The sequence below is a fragment of the Christiangramia oceanisediminis genome, from assembly GCF_022570735.2.
In the GTDB taxonomy this organism is placed as follows: Bacteria; Bacteroidota; Bacteroidia; order Flavobacteriales; family Flavobacteriaceae; genus Christiangramia; species Christiangramia oceanisediminis.
Window position 1 is genome coordinate 769,608 of sequence record NZ_JANCNS010000003.1, and the last position, 15,321, is coordinate 784,928.

Annotated in this window: 13 protein-coding genes; 3 read left to right on the plus strand and 10 right to left on the minus strand. The window is 43.7% G+C overall.

The features are described from left to right. The first annotated feature begins 11 nt into the window (after positions 1-11). From MKO06_RS16285 to MKO06_RS16295, 3 genes are all read left to right on the plus strand, one after another. Entirely contained in the window at positions 12-569 is a 558-nt protein-coding gene (locus MKO06_RS16285; protein WP_241552317.1) for a hypothetical protein, read from the plus strand. 1 nt (position 570) lies between these two features. After that, entirely contained in the window at positions 571-1,164 is a 594-nt protein-coding gene (locus tag MKO06_RS16290; protein ID WP_241552318.1) for an inorganic diphosphatase, read from the plus strand. A 68-nt stretch (positions 1,165-1,232) separates the two neighbouring features. Next, positions 1,233-1,439, plus strand: a complete 207-nt coding sequence (locus MKO06_RS16295; protein ID WP_241552319.1) for a hypothetical protein — start codon at positions 1,233-1,235, stop codon at positions 1,437-1,439. A 61-nt stretch (positions 1,440-1,500) separates the two neighbouring features. Here the strand turns inward: MKO06_RS16295 and ftsZ are convergent, their stop codons facing one another. From ftsZ to MKO06_RS16345, 10 genes are all read right to left on the minus strand, one after another. Further along, positions 1,501-3,477: a cell division protein FtsZ gene (ftsZ, locus tag MKO06_RS16300; RefSeq protein ID WP_241552320.1), complete on the minus strand. Its 1,977-nt coding sequence runs from the start codon at positions 3,475-3,477 to the stop codon at positions 1,501-1,503. Positions 3,478-3,505: 28 nt separating this feature from the next. Beyond that, positions 3,506-4,855 (minus strand): cell division protein FtsA, encoded by a 1,350-nt coding sequence (gene ftsA, locus MKO06_RS16305; protein ID WP_241552321.1) that lies wholly within the window; start codon positions 4,853-4,855, stop codon positions 3,506-3,508. A gap of 3 nt (positions 4,856-4,858) precedes the next feature. Further along, the gene (locus MKO06_RS16310; protein ID WP_241552322.1) at positions 4,859-5,575 is read right to left on the minus strand and encodes a cell division protein FtsQ/DivIB; all 717 of its coding nucleotides are present in this window, start codon (positions 5,573-5,575) and stop codon (positions 4,859-4,861) included. After that, positions 5,565-6,923, minus strand: a complete 1,359-nt coding sequence (gene murC / locus MKO06_RS16315) for a UDP-N-acetylmuramate--L-alanine ligase (protein ID WP_241552323.1) — start codon at positions 6,921-6,923, stop codon at positions 5,565-5,567. Before murC ends, MKO06_RS16310 begins: the two co-directional genes overlap by 11 nt. Further along, complete coding sequence (gene murG, locus MKO06_RS16320; protein WP_241552324.1) at positions 6,923-8,023, minus strand: undecaprenyldiphospho-muramoylpentapeptide beta-N-acetylglucosaminyltransferase; 1,101 nt, start codon at positions 8,021-8,023, stop codon at positions 6,923-6,925. Before murG ends, murC begins: the two co-directional genes overlap by 1 nt. Then, positions 8,020-9,228 carry an FtsW/RodA/SpoVE family cell cycle protein gene (locus MKO06_RS16325; protein ID WP_241552325.1) on the minus strand — a complete coding sequence of 403 codons (1,209 nt, stop codon included), beginning with the start codon at positions 9,226-9,228 and terminating at the stop codon, positions 8,020-8,022. Before MKO06_RS16325 ends, murG begins: the two co-directional genes overlap by 4 nt. A 61-nt stretch (positions 9,229-9,289) precedes the next feature. After that, positions 9,290-10,627: a UDP-N-acetylmuramoyl-L-alanine--D-glutamate ligase gene (gene murD, locus MKO06_RS16330; protein WP_241552326.1), complete on the minus strand. Its 1,338-nt coding sequence runs from the start codon at positions 10,625-10,627 to the stop codon at positions 9,290-9,292. Next, entirely contained in the window at positions 10,627-11,859 is a 1,233-nt protein-coding gene (gene mraY / locus MKO06_RS16335) for a phospho-N-acetylmuramoyl-pentapeptide-transferase (RefSeq protein ID WP_241552327.1), read from the minus strand. The genes murD and mraY overlap by 1 nt, the downstream gene beginning before the upstream one ends. Beyond that, positions 11,859-13,325, minus strand: coding sequence for a UDP-N-acetylmuramoyl-L-alanyl-D-glutamate--2,6-diaminopimelate ligase (locus tag MKO06_RS16340; protein ID WP_241552328.1), 1,467 nt, complete (start codon positions 13,323-13,325; stop codon positions 11,859-11,861). Before MKO06_RS16340 ends, mraY begins: the two co-directional genes overlap by 1 nt. After that, positions 13,325-15,316 carry a penicillin-binding protein gene (locus tag MKO06_RS16345; RefSeq protein WP_241552329.1) on the minus strand — a complete coding sequence of 664 codons (1,992 nt, stop codon included), beginning with the start codon at positions 15,314-15,316 and terminating at the stop codon, positions 13,325-13,327. Before MKO06_RS16345 ends, MKO06_RS16340 begins: the two co-directional genes overlap by 1 nt. Positions 15,317-15,321 lie beyond the last annotated feature (5 nt).

The following is a 15,321-nucleotide window of genomic DNA, read 5'->3' on the forward strand; positions in this document are numbered from 1 at the left end:
TCAAATTAAACATGTACAAAAGAACCTTATTCACCCTTGGCCTACTGGCAAGTTTAACTGCCTGCACCAGTGACGAAGAAAACCCTTTTCTAATTTCATCCACACAGGTTGGTCCGCTGAATAAAAACGTAAAGATAAACCAGCTGGATTCTATTTTTAAAGAAGACAGTATAGTGAGGCAAACCAGTGGCCCTGAGCAACTTAGGTCTACCGATGAGATCAAGATCTTTGACCGGGATGGGAATGCCCTTTTAAGCCTGGAACCCCTGCAGGAATTTGATTCTACCAGTACCATAGGTTATGTAAGGATTCTCGACCCCAGGTTTGAAACCAAAAGCGGGCTTACCATACAGAGCACCTTTAAGGATATCGTTGAAAATTATACGATTTCAAGGATTGAAAATACCATCAATTCGGCCGTGGTTTTCCTTGACGAGATCAATGCCTATGTCACTATCGACAAGAACCAGCTTCCTACCAGTTTACGTTATGACACTGACAGTAAGATCATGGCTTCACAAATTCCAGATGACGCCAAGATCAAATATTTTATGATCTACTGGAATTAAAATGAGAATACTGGGAATTCTTGTCATGCTTGTTCTTGTTGGCTGTAAGAGTCCTTATGATTACCTGAATACAGATCTTATATCAGAAAACGGTCATTACCGCGCAGTGATCGAGATACCGGCCGGCACAAATTCCAAGATCGAATACGATAAGAATTTAAAAGAATTCAAACCCTCATTTCGCAATGGCGAGGAACGAACCATCGACTTCCTCGCCTATCCTGCGAATTACGGATTTATCCCTTCCACTTACTCCGATCCTCAATCTGGAGGTGATGGCGACCCTTTAGACATTCTGGTACTAAGTTCTTCCCTGAATCCAGGTGATATTGTCGAAGTTCTTCCCATCGCTATTCTAAAATTAACCGATAACGACGAACAGGACTTCAAGGTAATCGCGATCCCCACAGATGCTTCTAAACAAACCATCAGGGTAGCCAACTATGAAGAATTCGTTAAAAAATACGACCCTGCCCGCAAAATAATAGAAACCTGGTTTTTAAACTACGATCTTCAGGACGATACAGTTTTACTGGGCTGGGGAGATGAAAAGGAAGCAATTCGGGAAATCGAGCGCTGGCGCGTAAAATCGTAAAGTGTGTTAATTAAGTATATCCTTTTAATTCTTTATCTACTTTTAGAACATAACCAATACGATATGTTATGATTAAAATCCTAGCACTTGTTATGACCATTGGAGGCGCCATCGCACTCGTAATGGGAGTACTTGGAATTTTTGGCAGTGTTGCCCTAATGCTTAGCCCATGGGCGCTTACTATTCTCGGGTTCATTTTCTTTGTAGCAGGAATAAGTATGCTCAAATACCGAAAAGACACCGATGAGGTCCAGGCACAGCGCCAGAGTTCTTAAAAGGTATCAGAATAAAAAAGGGACGCTAAATTGCGTCCCTTTTTTTCTGGCTAGGTTGAAATTAATCTACATTATCATGTAGAAAAGAATTGTTGGTTCTAAAGTGCAGTTCATTGTTTTCGTCCTGCTCGATGCTGGTTCGGGAAAGCTTTCCTTCCCCAGGTCTTGAGTTATCCAACTCGATCCCGGCACGCTTATAAGCAGGCTGCTTTTCGATCTCATCGATCTGTGCTGAACTACTTCTGAACTTATAATTGAATTCCTTCATTTTTGCCTTTCTTTCTGCAGTTCTTTTACGAACTACTTCTGAAGAAATAGGATTATCGAAAGGATTATCGTTTTCAGAAGGATTCGCTTCAGGTTTTGGCTCTACGGTTTTCTTCTTGAATTCAACAGATTCGTCCTTAGGCTCTTCTTTCTTAGGAGCCTTAGATCGCTCTAATTTTTGCTCCATTTCCATATAATCATCAAGGCTGTAACGCTTGATGCCCTGGGTAGAACTTTCAGTCACCGGTACGATCTCAACAGGCTCGTTAACCTTGATATCCTTCGCCTTCTTTTCCTCGTCTTCTAACTGGAATCTTTTTACGTCCTCTTCCTTCTTAGGCTTTTCTTCCTGATTAGGATTGGCTGGCATATCAAAAGTGAACATGAACTGCTCTTCTTTCTCCACACGCACTTCTTCAGGTTCGTTCACCTCCATGTTCCTGGCCTGTTCACTGGTGTCGTTGATGATGAAATCATCAGGATTCACCTCTTCAAAACTAACCTCGAGATCCCGCGCATATTCCGGAGTTCGCAAAGGATCGTCTTCCTTTGCAGCTTCCTGTCTTACCTCCTGAATTTCTTCTTCGGTTTCATCCAGGGTATGAACGATCTTTTCTTCTTTTTCGGGCTCATCGAACTGCAATTCGTTCCTGGTCTGGCCAGGAATAGGCCCGTTAGTAGTCTTTGAAATTGGAGCTGACTTTGGAGACAGGTCATGCTCTGCTTTCTGCTCATCCTCCAACGTATGAATGATCTTTTTGGTTTCAGTATTCGTAATCTCATTTTGCTGCTCCACATCGAAACCAGTAGCGATGATGGTAACAGCAATAGCATCTTCCAAAGCCTCGTCTTCACCCACACCCATAATGATGTTGGCACTGTGACCGGCTTCTGCCTGGATATGATCGTTGATTTCTCCAATTTCATCAATGGTGATCTCTTCATTACCAGAAACGATGAGCAGTAATACGTTCTTGGCACCAGTGATCTTATTATCGTTCAGTAACGGAGAGTCCAGGGCTTTCATGATCGCATCTGTTGCCCTGTTGGCTCCAGATGCCTGGGCAGACCCCATGATAGCTGTTCCAGAATTGCTGAGAACGGTCTTGGCGTCTCGCAAGTCAATGTTCTGGGTATAGTGATGAGTAATTACTTCAGCTATACCTCTTGAAGCGGTAGCAAGAACTTCGTCGGCTTTTGAGAATCCGGCCTTAAAACCAAGGTTACCGTAAACTTCCCTTAGCTTATTGTTATTGATAACGATTAGTGAGTCTACGTGCTTTCGAAGTCTTTCCACTCCTAGCTGGGCCTGCTCGTTACGGTTGCGACCTTCGAACATGAATGGAATGGTGACGATCCCAACAGTAAGAATATCCAGTTCCTTCGCCTGTTTGGCAATGATGGGCGCTGCCCCGGTTCCGGTACCACCACCCATTCCGGCAGTGATGAACACCATCTTAGTATTGGAATCAAGCATTTGCTTGATCTCCTCAAAACTCTCCACTGCGGCCTTCTCCCCGATCTCTGGATTGGCTCCTGCTCCAAGACCTTCGGTAAGGGTAACCCCTAACTGGATCTTATTGGGAACCGGACTGTTCTCAAGTGCCTGGGAATCGGTGTTACATACCACGAAATCGACTCCTTTAATCCCTAACTGGAACATGTGGTTAATGGCATTGCTTCCTCCTCCGCCAACTCCAATCACTTTGATGACGTTCGATTGATTCTTCGGTAAATCGAAAGAGATGTCTCCAAATTCTGTACTGCTCATATACTCTGTTTTACTGGTTGTATTGTATTTACTCTGCGTTATCTAAAAAATCTTTGAATTTCTCGGCCCACTTGTCAAAAATACTTTTTCGGGCCACCCGTTTCGAGGTGGTTTCTTCTTCCTCCTCATGACTGCTCATCTTCTCTTCAGTTTCTTCTCCCTCTACTTCTTCTGAAGGCGATTCTGAAAGAACAGCTTCTTCCTGATACCTGCTTTTCCCTTTTTCCAGGCTGTTCATCACCAGTCCTACTGCCGTAGCAAAAACCGGGCTGGTAGTTTCTGAATCATTGGTGCCGGCCAGATGTTCGTTCGGAAATCCTATACGGGTATCCATTCCGGTAATATATTCGGCCAGTTGCTTTAAATGTTTCAGCTGGGCACCACCACCGGTCAAAACGAGACCGGCAATCAGTTTTTTCTTCTGCTCATCATGCCCGTAGTTCTTGATCTCCAGGTAAACCTGCTCGATGATCTCTACTACCCGCGCGTGGATGATCTTGGAAAGGTTCTTTAGGGTTATTTCCTTAGGCTCCCTTCCGCGTAAACCGGGAATGGAAACGATCTCGTTATCCTTATTTTCACCAGGCCATGCTGAACCAAATTTGATCTTCAGCAATTCTGCCTGTTTTTCGATGATCGAACAACCTTCCTTGATATCTTCGGTGATCACATTTCCGCCGAAAGGGATCACTGCGGTATGGCGAATGATTCCATCTTTAAAGATAGCCAGATCGGTAGTACCTCCACCTATATCGATCAGGGCTACTCCCGCTTCTTTTTCTTCCTGGCTCAAAACTGCATTTGCTGAAGCCAGTGGCTCCAGTGTTACGGCCGAAAGTTCAAGGCCGGCGCTTTTCACACACCTCCCAATATTCCGAATAGAGGAAACCTGTCCCACCACCACGTGAAAATTGGCTTCCAGCCTGCCTCCGTACATCCCGATAGGCTCCTTGATCTCGGCCTGGCCGTCTACCTTGAATTCCTGCGGAAGAACATGTATGATCTCTTCTCCTGGAAGCATCACCAGTTTATGTACCTGGTTGCAAAGACTATGAATGTCCTCGGCATCTATAACCTCTTCAGGGTTTGGCCGTGTTATATAATCGCTATGCTGCAGACTTCTGATATGCTGCCCTGCAATTCCAACAACGACTTCACTGATCTTAAGACCGCTATCGGCTTCTGCTTCCTGTATTGCCTGCTGGATAGACTGGATGGTCTGGGTGATATTATTAACCACACCCCTGTGTACGCCCAGAGATTTGGATTTTCCAATCCCGATGATCTCTACCTTGCCATACTCATTCTTGCGACCAATCATAGCCACAATCTTTGTTGTTCCAATATCTAATCCTACTGCAATATCGTTATGCTCCATAAACTATTTTTTCGTGCACACAACCTGGTCTCCAAATTGTAAGTTCACTTTTTTGTAGGTATCTAATTTTTTGTCTTTCTGTGCTTTTTTATAAAATGCCTTGAAATTGTTGAATTTCAAAGCAACATTGCTTGAATCTCCGAAATAGACCTGAAAATCATGCTCACGGAGTTCCAGCAAATAGGCGTCCCCCTTTAATCGGCTAAGCCCGGTAATGTGACGGGTTAAAAATTCATCTTCCCTGATAGATTTCACAACCGGATAGGCCTTTTTTAGGTTCTTACCATCAAAACCGAACAAAAGCGGCACCCTGGCCGAATAATTCGGCGAAAGCGGCATGATCTCTCCATTTCTGTCTAAATAGTACGAAGAATTGCCAACCACTCTGCCGATGGGTTTTCTCTGACCGACGGTTGCATTCAGTTTTCCATCCAATGAAAGAAAAACCTCTGCACTTTCGATCATATCATGCTGATTTAACAGGGCTTCGACCCTATTCAAATCTAAAGTTTCTTTATCTATACCTGAGGCGGAGCCGTTATTTTGTATTAACAACTTATTAACCACTTCCTCAGTCACATAGAGGTTCTCACCTTCTGTGAATCGTACACTTATCTCGCTAATTTTGCGGTCTTTATGCCTTTTTTCAGCAAAACCGTATAACAGGCAAACCATTGCCAGCAGCCCAAAAGCTTTTATGTAACCTAAACTACGCTTCATTTAAAAGGCCCATTTTTACTTTTTCAACTTCTTCGCCAATATCTCCGGCTCCCATCATTACTACGATTGGAGCTTCTGAAGATCGAATCCTTTCGATAAGATCTTGCTTACTAACCAATGCCTTTTCAGGATTGGAAATTTTATCCAGCAACCAGGCTGAAGAAATGCCTTCGAGGGGTAGTTCTCTGGCCGGATATATATCCAGAAGGAGAATTTCATCGAATTTCGATAAGCTGGAGGCAAATTCTTCAGCGAAGTCACGGGTACGGCTAAACAAGTGGGGTTGAAAAACCGCAATATTCTTTTTGTTGGGGTACATTTCCCGAACCGCCTGGTGAACGGCGTCGATCTCCTGTGGATGATGTGCGTAGTCATCGATCAACACCAGATCGTCGGTTTTGATTTTATAGGTAAATCTACGCTTAACTCCCTTGAAGGAATATAAAGCCCTGGCCAGGTCGTTGGTTGGGGATCCAAAATCGATAGCCATCGCCAGGGCTGTTATAGCATTTAGCAAGTTGTGTTTGCCGGGTAGATTAAATCTTAAGTCTGTTAGGGTCGCAGATGGTGTCTTTAGATCAAAAACATAATGCCCATCCTCAATCCTGATATGTTGTGCTGAATAATCACTCTCATCATTTATGCCAATTGTGACTCCATCGAGAGGTAATCCGTTTTTTATATAAAGTTTTCCCTTTTTATCTATTCTCGCCGCAAAGTCCCTGAACGTCTTCTCCAGTTCTCCCTTATCGCCATAAATATCCAGGTGATCGGCATCCATAGAATTGATGGCGGCCAGATTTGGGGAAAGATGGAGGAATGAACGGTCAAATTCGTCCGCTTCCACCACAATAACCTCGTCGCCCTGCAGGATCAGGTTAGATTGAATATCTTCGCTGATCCCTCCAAGAAATGCGGTCACTTTAGCACCGGTTTCTTTAAGAAGGTGACCCAAAATAGCAGTTGTCGTGGTCTTTCCATGAGTACCGGCAACGGCCAGTGTATATTTTTGAGCGGTTACCATACCAAGCAGCTCGGCACGCTTAACGACCTGGAATCCTTCAGATTTCAAATAATTGAATTGCCTGTGGTCTTTTGGAATCGCCGGGGTATAGACGATCAGGCTGTTTTCCTTATTTTCCAGAACTCGCTTCGGAATAACATCAACAGAATCGGTAAAATTCAGCTCGATGCCTTCATCCTCAAGTTTTTTGGTCAATTCAGAAGTGGTTCGATCATAACCCGAAACAAACATATCCTGGGCATTGAAATACCTCGCCAGGGCACTCATGCCAATTCCACCGATTCCGATGAAATAGAGGTTTTCTATGTTATCCAGGGTTTTCATTATTTGTTCTTTTCGATTAATTTTTCAACTTCATCAACAATGGCTGAAGTTGCGTTTGGCAAAGCCATTTTTTTAATATTGGATGCAAATTTTTGCAAACGTTTTTCATCTTTCAGCAAGCTGAAAAAAGAAGGCTCAAAGGTTTCTGTTAGTTCATCTTCGGTTATGGTCAATCCCGCATCATGCTCAGTAACCGCCATGGCGTTCTTAGCCTGGTGATTTTCAGCCACATTGGGAGAAGGAATGAATACAACCGGTTTGCCCACGATACATAATTCTGAAACGCTTCCGGCACCTGCCCTGGAGATGATCACATCTGCAGCGGCATAAGCCAGGTCCATCCGGTTGATGAACTCCTTGGTTCTTATTATCGGGGATTCGTATTTTTTATATTCTGAAAAATATAATTTCCCGATCTGCCAGATCAACTGTACATTCTCCTGCTCAAACTTTTTCAGATAGGTCTCTACCAGTTTGTTGATCCTTCTCGCTCCAAGACTTCCGCCCAGAACCAAAACGGTTTTTCGATCTGCAGACAAATTAAAATGTTCCAGTGCTTCCTTTCGAAGCTCGTTCACATTCAGCAGATCCTGCCTCACCGGGTTCCCGGTAATAATTGTCTTTTCAGCAGGAAAAACCTCTTTCACTTTTTCATAAGCCGCGCAAATGGTATTGGCATATTTCGCCAGGATTCTATTGGTGATCCCAGGGATGGAATTCTGTTCCTGGATAAGGGTTGGAATTCCCTTTGAGATCGCCACTCGCAATAATGGCCCGCTGGCGAATCCGCCCGTACCAATAACCACGTCTGGTTTAAACTTTTTTATGATCTTTCTTGATCTTGAAAGACTGCTCATCAACTTGAACGGAAATACAAAATTCTTAAGACTGAACGAGCGGTCGATTCCGCTGATCCATAATCCTTCGATCTCGTAACCGGCCTGAGGCACTTTTTCCATTTCCATACGGTCTTTCGCGCCCACAAAAAGGATCTCCGATTCCGGGTATCTTCTTTTGATCTCATCTGCAATGGCGATCGCAGGGTAGATATGCCCACCTGTTCCACCACCAGATAATATGACGCGTAAACCTTTTTTCATATCGCTTCGCTTAAGATGTCCAGAGGATTCTCTTCCTCACCATCTATTTCTTTATTTTCAGATTCTTTGATCTCTTCCCGCTTTGCGCTTACACTAAGAATAATTCCCAGGGCAATGCAGGTCATCCAGATCGAGGTTCCCCCGCTACTTACCAGCGGCAGGGTTTGCCCGGTAACCGGAAATAATTCAACCGCTACTCCCATATTGATGAGCGCCTGGAAAACCACCGGCAGCCCAACTCCCATTACCACCAGTTTCCCAAAAACCGTATTAGCCTTGGTGGCCACGATCACTATTCGGAATAACAACAGCAAATATGCCAGCATGACAGCGAATCCTCCTACCAGCCCCATTTCTTCCACGATGATCGCATAGATAAAGTCTGAAGAAGACTGGGGTAAAAAATTTCTTTGAACGCTTTTTCCAATTCCCATCCCTGCAATGCCGCCACGTGCGATAGCGGTTTTTGCCCTTTCAACCTGGTACTGCTCCTGCCCCTCTTCATCATCGAAAAAAGTTTCGATACGACTGCTCCAGGTATCCACCCGGTTTGGGAGAAGTCCAGGAAAAGCTTTTGCGGTAAGGATGAAAATACTCAGCATCACGATACCCACTCCAACAATTGCGGCAAGGTATTTTATAGGGTATCCACCTAAGAACATCAGCACCAGAGTCATAGCGAAAATGATGGCTGTAGTGGAAAAATTGGCCGGCAAAATTAGTACTAAAACAGCAAATACGGGCAACCAAAGCGGAAGAATTGTTTCCTTAAAAGTGACCGTTCTTTCGGTTATTTTAGATAAGTACCTGGCAACGTAAACCATAAGCACTACGGCTGCGAGTGTTGAAGACTGAAATGATACATTCAGTACTGGTATCTGTATCCACCGGCTCGCATAGGAACCTTCTATGGTAGTTCCCTGGGCGATCGTAAAGATCAACAATACGATCACCACGGGTAGCAGGAGAATGGAAATTCCCCTGAAATAATGATACGGGATCTTATGAACGGCAAACAATACGCAAAATCCTAAAAGCAGGTGAAAGAAATGCATCACCAGGTATCCTGATGTGCTTCCATCTCCATGAAGATATGCAAGGTTACTACTGGCGCTGTAAACCGGCAAAAATGAAAATATCGCCAACAGCCCGGCTACTGCCCAGATCACCTTGTCTCCTTTAAGATTTGCAAAAAGATTGCTCATTAATCTTTCTTTATTCTTTAGACCTCACAGGTTTTTGAAACCTGTGAGGTCTGGTTTTACTTTATAGATTCCTTACCGCTTCCTTGAACTGTCTTCCACGATCTTCATAATTCTCAAAAAGATCAAAACTAGCACATGCCGGTGAAAGCAATACATTGTCACCTTTTTCAGCCAGCCTGTATGCCATTTGTACGGCTTCGTTCATAGAGGTGGTTTCCACTAGGGTTTCCACGATGTTACCGAACGAGGCCTTAATTTTTTCATTGTCCACTCCCAGGCAAATGATCGCCTTTACCTTTTCGTTTACAAGCGGGAGCAGGTCGTCATAAACATTTCCTTTATCTACCCCACCAAGGATCCAAACTGTTTCAGATTCCATGCTTTCCAGGGCGTAATAGGTTGCATTAACATTGGTCGCTTTAGAATCATTGATATAAAGCACATTATTGATCTTCAGTACTTTTTCAAGGCGATGTTCCACTCCCTGGAAATTGGCCATACTTTCACGAATGGTTTGCTTTCTAATTCTAAGGAGCTGAGCCGCCATACCGGCAGCCATGGCATTTTTAGTATTGTGTTTGCCTTGAAGGGCAAGATCTGATGTTGGCATAGTAGATTTGGTATTATTAATTGTTATGACAATGTTTTCATTTTCTAAGTAGGCACCATTTTCGATCTTCTTTTCTATCGAAAACGGAAGCTTTTGAGATTTTACAGGATGCCTCTCCAGCCAGCTGGTTATGTTCTTATCATCTGCATCATAGATGAAATAGTCTTCTTCGGTTTGATTCCTTGTAATTCGGAATTTTGATTCTATATAGTTTTCAAGTTTATAATCATATCGATCTAAATGGTCTGGTGTGATATTGGTCAAAATCGCGATATGTGGCCTGAACCTGTCGATCCCATCCAGCTGAAAACTGCTGATCTCCAGCACGAACCAGTCACGATCTTCTTCAGTGACCATTTTCGCAAAGGAATTACCGATGTTACCCCCCATTCCTGAATTAACACCTCCCTGCTTCAATACATGCTGAACGAGGCTCGTAACAGTGGTTTTTCCATTGCTGCCAGTGATCCCGATAACCGGAGTATCAGAAAACCAGCTCGCAAATTCGATCTCCGAAATAACCGGAATTCCCTTTTCTCGTAGTTCTATGATCATTGGAACCGAATCAGGGATTCCCGGGCTTTTCATCACCACATCTGCATCGAAAATTTTCGACTTTGTGTGCTGCTCTTCCTCCCAATCGATCTCATTATTTTCAAGAACGTCCTTATATTTTTGCTTGATCTTTCCTTTATCTGAAAGAAAGATCACGTAGCCTTCCTTTTTCGCAAGCAACGCGGTTCCCACGCCACTTTCACCACCACCCAGTATTGCTATCTTTTTGGCCATTATCTTACTTTTAGGGTGACAATGGTTAAAATAGCCAGCATGATCCCGATGATCCAGAACCTAACCACGATCTTGCTTTCATGCTTTCCTTTCTTCTGGTAATGATGATGCAAAGGAGACATCAAAAAAATCCTTCGGCCTTCTCCGTATTTCTTTTTGGTATACTTGAACCAGCCTACCTGCAATACAACTGAAAGGTTCTCTATCAAAAATATTCCGCATAAAAGCGGGATCAGTAATTCTTTTCTCGTGGCGATTGCCAATACCGCGATGATCCCTCCTATGGTCAAACTCCCTGTATCCCCCATAAAAACCTGGGCAGGGAAGGTGTTATACCATAGGAAACCAACCAATGCTCCTGCAAAAGCGGTGATGAAAATGGTCATTTCACCCGATCGTGGGATATACATGATATTCAGGTAATCTGAAAAGATTATGTTACCAGAAACCCAGGCAAAAATGCCCAATGTCAATACGATTATTGCTGAAGAACCCGCAGCCAGGCCATCGATCCCATCGGTTAGATTCGCTCCATTTGAAACCGCGGTCACGATAAAGATCACGATCGGGATAAAGATGATCCAGGCATAATTAACCAGGGAGGGATTGATCCAGGTTATCAGGCTGGAATATTCGAATTCGTTGTTCTTTACAAAAGGAATGGTAGTGCTGGTATCTTTAACCTCTGGCCCCATATCCACGACTTCAGCCCTGGCAATAATATTTTCCGTTGGACTAGTTTCAGTGATAACTTCCTTTGTAGTGATCTGCGGATGAAAATACATCGTACCTCCTACGATAAGTCCAAGACCTATCTGGCCTATCACTTTGAAAATGCCTTTCAGGCCTTCCTTGTCCTTTTTAAATGTTTTGATATAGTCATCCAGGAACCCGATCGCGCCCATCCAAAGAGTAGTTACGATCAAAAGGATGACATAGATATTTTCAAGCTTTGCGAACAACAAAACCGGGATCAGGGTGGAAATGATGATGATCACTCCTCCCATGGTTGGGGTACCGGCCTTTTCAGTCTGTCCTTTTAAGCCAAGGTCGCGAACACTTTCACCAATTTGTTTCCTTCGTAAATAATTGATGATCCTTTTTCCGTAAATGGTAGAAATGGCAAGGGACAAAATAATAGCCATAGCCGACCTGAACGAGAGGAACTCGAACAACTGCGCACCAGGTAACTGGTATTCTTCTTCCAGAAATTTGAATAAATAATACAGCATTATTTATCGAGTTGTTTTAAAAATTCATTCACGATCTTGAGGTCATCAAAATCGAATCGTTCTCCGTTGATCTCCTGGTAGGTTTCATGCCCTTTTCCGGCAATCAGGATTATATCATTCTTACCGGCGATCTGGCAGGCCGTTTTAATGGCCTGTTTCCGGTTTGTGACGCTCATTGTTTTCTTAAAATTCTGCGGTTCCACACCAGCTTCCACCTCCTGGATGATCTTATCTGGATCTTCGGTACGAGGATTATCGCTGGTAAAGATCACCTTGCTGCTCAGAGCTGAGGCGATATGCCCCATTTTTGGCCGCTTGGTTCTATCACGATCTCCACCACATCCCACAACGGTGATCAGATCTTCGTTTTTGGTTCGGATACTGTTGATGGTTTCCAGAACATTTTTCAAGGCATCAGGAGTATGTGCATAGTCCACGATGGCCGTAATTTTTTCCTTTTCTGAAATCAGATACTGGAATCTTCCGCTTACCGAATTCAATTCACTGATAATTCTAAGGATCTCAAGGGTTTCCAATCCTAAAAGATCGGCAGCTGCATAGATCGCCAGGATGTTATACGCATTGAAATTACCGATAAGCCGCGTCCACAATTCCTGGTCGTCGATCTTAAGCAACAACCCGGTAAAGTTATTTTCGAGGATCTGCGCCTTATAATCGGCATAGGATTTAAGGGCGTAGGTATATTTTTTCGCCTTTGTATTCTGAAGCATCACCGCGCCGTTCTTATCATCGGCATTAGTAAGCGCAAAAGCCGAAGAAGGAAGCTCATCGAAAAATCGCTTTTTCACGTCACGATATTCCGCGAAATCCTTGTGATAATCCAGGTGATCATGCGAAAGATTGGTGAAGATCCCTCCCCTGAATTTAAGCCCTGTAGTTCGGTGCTGATCAATCCCATGGGAACTTACCTCCATAAAACAGAACTCCACTCCAGCCTCATTCATTTTTTTCAGATACGAATTAATGGTAATCGAATCTGGTGTAGTCCTGATAGCTGTGTGTTCATCGCTTCCCACCATTACCTTTACCGTGGAAAGCAGACCGCATTTGAATCCGGCCTTAGTAAAAAGGTCATATAAAAGAGTAGCAATGGTAGTTTTCCCATTGGTTCCGGTAACTCCTACAAGCTTCAGTTTTTCTGAAGGATTGTCATAATAATTAGCTGCTATATAGGCCAGTGCCTTTTTGGTATCCTGTACTTCAATATAGGTGACGCCATTGATCTTCTCAGCTGGCATTTCTTCACAAACGATGGCCAGTGCACCCTGATTTTCGGCATTTTTGATAAAGTCATGACCATCTGAGATCGTTCCGCGTATGGCAACAAAGACATCATTCAACTTAACCTTCCTGGAATCAAAATGAACGTCATTGATGGTTACACCGGTATCTCCGGTCACCGCCTTCATATTCACCTTGTATAATATGTCTTTTAAAACGCTCATTAACTCAACTCCAGTTTTACTGTTTGATTATTCTTGATCTGCTGCCCGGCAGAAACCGACTGTCTTTTCACTATGCCTTTCCCGTTGAATCTCACTTCCAGGCCTAAATTCTCAAGGAGAGAGATCGCATCCATGGCCGGCATCCCGGTCACATCTGGCATTAGTAATTTCTCATTCTGGATCTTGGCGTAGTACTTTTCAAAATCGGTATTCACCTCATTATCCTCAACCTCCAGGCTCTCCAATTCTTCCATCACAGGCGTGTCTGTATAGATCTTCCTGGCGATATCCTTAAAGACCGGGGCGGCAACGATATTCCCATAATAGCCTTTTCTCCTGTTAGGTTTATGAATGACCACTATACAGGAATATTTTGGATCTTCAGCTGGGAAATAACCCGCAAAAGATGCGATATATCGTCCTGGTTCGATCCAGTATTCGGTCTGGCAGGTACCGGTTTTACCGGCCATGGAGAAATTATCGGTATAAATATTCGAAGCCGTTCCGCGGATCACCGTATTCTTCATCATCTCCCTTACTTTTTTGGCAGTCTCCGGGGAGCAAATTGAAGGATTAATCACTTCTTTATCTTTAACAAGAACAGGCTTATCCCGGTCTTTTACCTCTTTGATAAAACGAGGCTTGATCATTTCACCATCATTTGCGATGGCATTGTAAAAAGTAAGAGTTTGCAATGGCGTTAGGGAAACACCATAGCCAAATGCCATCCAAGGCAGGCTTAAACCATTCCAGGATTTGTCTTGAGGATGAGGGATTCGGGGGGATCCCTCACCTTTGATTTCAAGACCAATCTTACGGTTAAGTTGCATTGAATAAAGCCTGTCTACAAATTTTGAAGGATCCTTCTTATATCCTTCAGTGATCATTTTTGTGAATGCCGTGTTGGAAGAAACTTCAAAAGCCTTGGCAGCTGAGATCTTGCCATAGCCGCCATGATGTGAATCTCTTACTGGCCTTCCATAATATCTCACCACTCCTTTTTCGGTATCTACGATCTGGCTCGTGTCGATCACCTTATCCTCGAGTCCGGCAACCATGGCCATCAACTTAAAGGTTGACCCCGGCTCGTGTGATTCGTATACCGCGTAATTTCTTTTTTCAAAATAGGTTCCTTCCTTGGTACGCCCAAGGTTAGACATGGCCTTGATCTCACCGGTTTTGGTCTCCATGACCACTACCGTACCATGATCTGCTTCAAAATATTCAAGCTGGCGAAGCAGTGAGTGATGCGCAATATCCTGGATGTTCACATCTATGGTAGAAACCACATCAAATCCGTCTTTAGGCTCCAGTTCATTATTATCACTGATAGGCTTCCACTGACCTTTGGCGATCTTCTGCTTCAGTCTTCTTCCATCGGTGCCCCGCAAATAATTGCTAAAGGCTCCTTCCAGGCCCACCCTGGTGAAATAGCCATTTTCGTCCCTTCTTTCATAACCAACCGTTCTTTCTCCCATTTTACCAAGCGGATGCTCTCTAACGGTACTCTGCTCGGTGATCATCCCACCTTTGTAAGGCCCCAGGTTGAACATGGGAAACTGCCTGATCTTCATATAATCTGAATACCCAAGGTTCTTTGCTATTAACACATAACGCTGATGGTTAGCTCTGGCAGTTCTTAATTTCTGAGAATAGTAAGAAGGAGAATTTCCCAGCATTTTGGCCAGCTTATCGGAAAGCGGACCAATATTTTCTTCAAAGTTCTTATCAGATACCGTTACGGCATCAAATCGTATATCATATTTAGGAACCGAGGTAGCCAGGAGGTTTCCGTTCGCATCATAAAGATTACCCCGGTTAGCGGGAATTTTGAAATTCCGAAGGGTGCGCTCTTCAGCCAACTCCTTATAATAATCGCCCTGAACAAATTGAATATTGACCAACTTGAAACCTACCGCCGCTGCAAATAGAAACAGACAGGCAGCCACCAAATACATTCGATTCAGGATGCTTTTTTCAGTTGTTGCCATCGCAG

Excerpts from the sequence above, each read along its gene's own strand:
- MKO06_RS16295 (WP_241552319.1), top strand. The coding sequence starts at position 1,233 with ATGATTAAAATCCTAGCACTTGTTATGACCATTGGAGGCGCCATCGCA.
- ftsA (WP_241552321.1), bottom strand. The coding sequence starts at position 4,855 with ATGGAGCATAACGATATTGCAGTAGGATTAGATATTGGAACAACAAAG.
- murC (WP_241552323.1), bottom strand. The coding sequence starts at position 6,923 with ATGAAAACCCTGGATAACATAGAAAACCTCTATTTCATCGGAATCGGT.
- MKO06_RS16285 (WP_241552317.1), top strand. The coding sequence starts at position 12 with ATGTACAAAAGAACCTTATTCACCCTTGGCCTACTGGCAAGTTTAACT.
- mraY (WP_241552327.1), bottom strand. The coding sequence starts at position 11,859 with ATGCTGTATTATTTATTCAAATTTCTGGAAGAAGAATACCAGTTACCT.
- murG (WP_241552324.1), bottom strand. The coding sequence starts at position 8,023 with ATGAAAAAAGGTTTACGCGTCATATTATCTGGTGGTGGAACAGGTGGG.
- ftsZ (WP_241552320.1), bottom strand. The coding sequence starts at position 3,477 with ATGAGCAGTACAGAATTTGGAGACATCTCTTTCGATTTACCGAAGAAT.
- MKO06_RS16290 (WP_241552318.1), top strand. The coding sequence starts at position 571 with ATGAGAATACTGGGAATTCTTGTCATGCTTGTTCTTGTTGGCTGTAAG.
- MKO06_RS16340 (WP_241552328.1), bottom strand. The coding sequence starts at position 13,325 with ATGAGCGTTTTAAAAGACATATTATACAAGGTGAATATGAAGGCGGTG.
- MKO06_RS16345 (WP_241552329.1), bottom strand. The coding sequence starts at position 15,316 with ATGGCAACAACTGAAAAAAGCATCCTGAATCGAATGTATTTGGTGGCT.
- MKO06_RS16325 (WP_241552325.1), bottom strand. The coding sequence starts at position 9,228 with ATGAGCAATCTTTTTGCAAATCTTAAAGGAGACAAGGTGATCTGGGCA.
- murD (WP_241552326.1), bottom strand. The coding sequence starts at position 10,627 with ATGGCCAAAAAGATAGCAATACTGGGTGGTGGTGAAAGTGGCGTGGGA.
- MKO06_RS16310 (WP_241552322.1), bottom strand. The coding sequence starts at position 5,575 with ATGAAGCGTAGTTTAGGTTACATAAAAGCTTTTGGGCTGCTGGCAATG.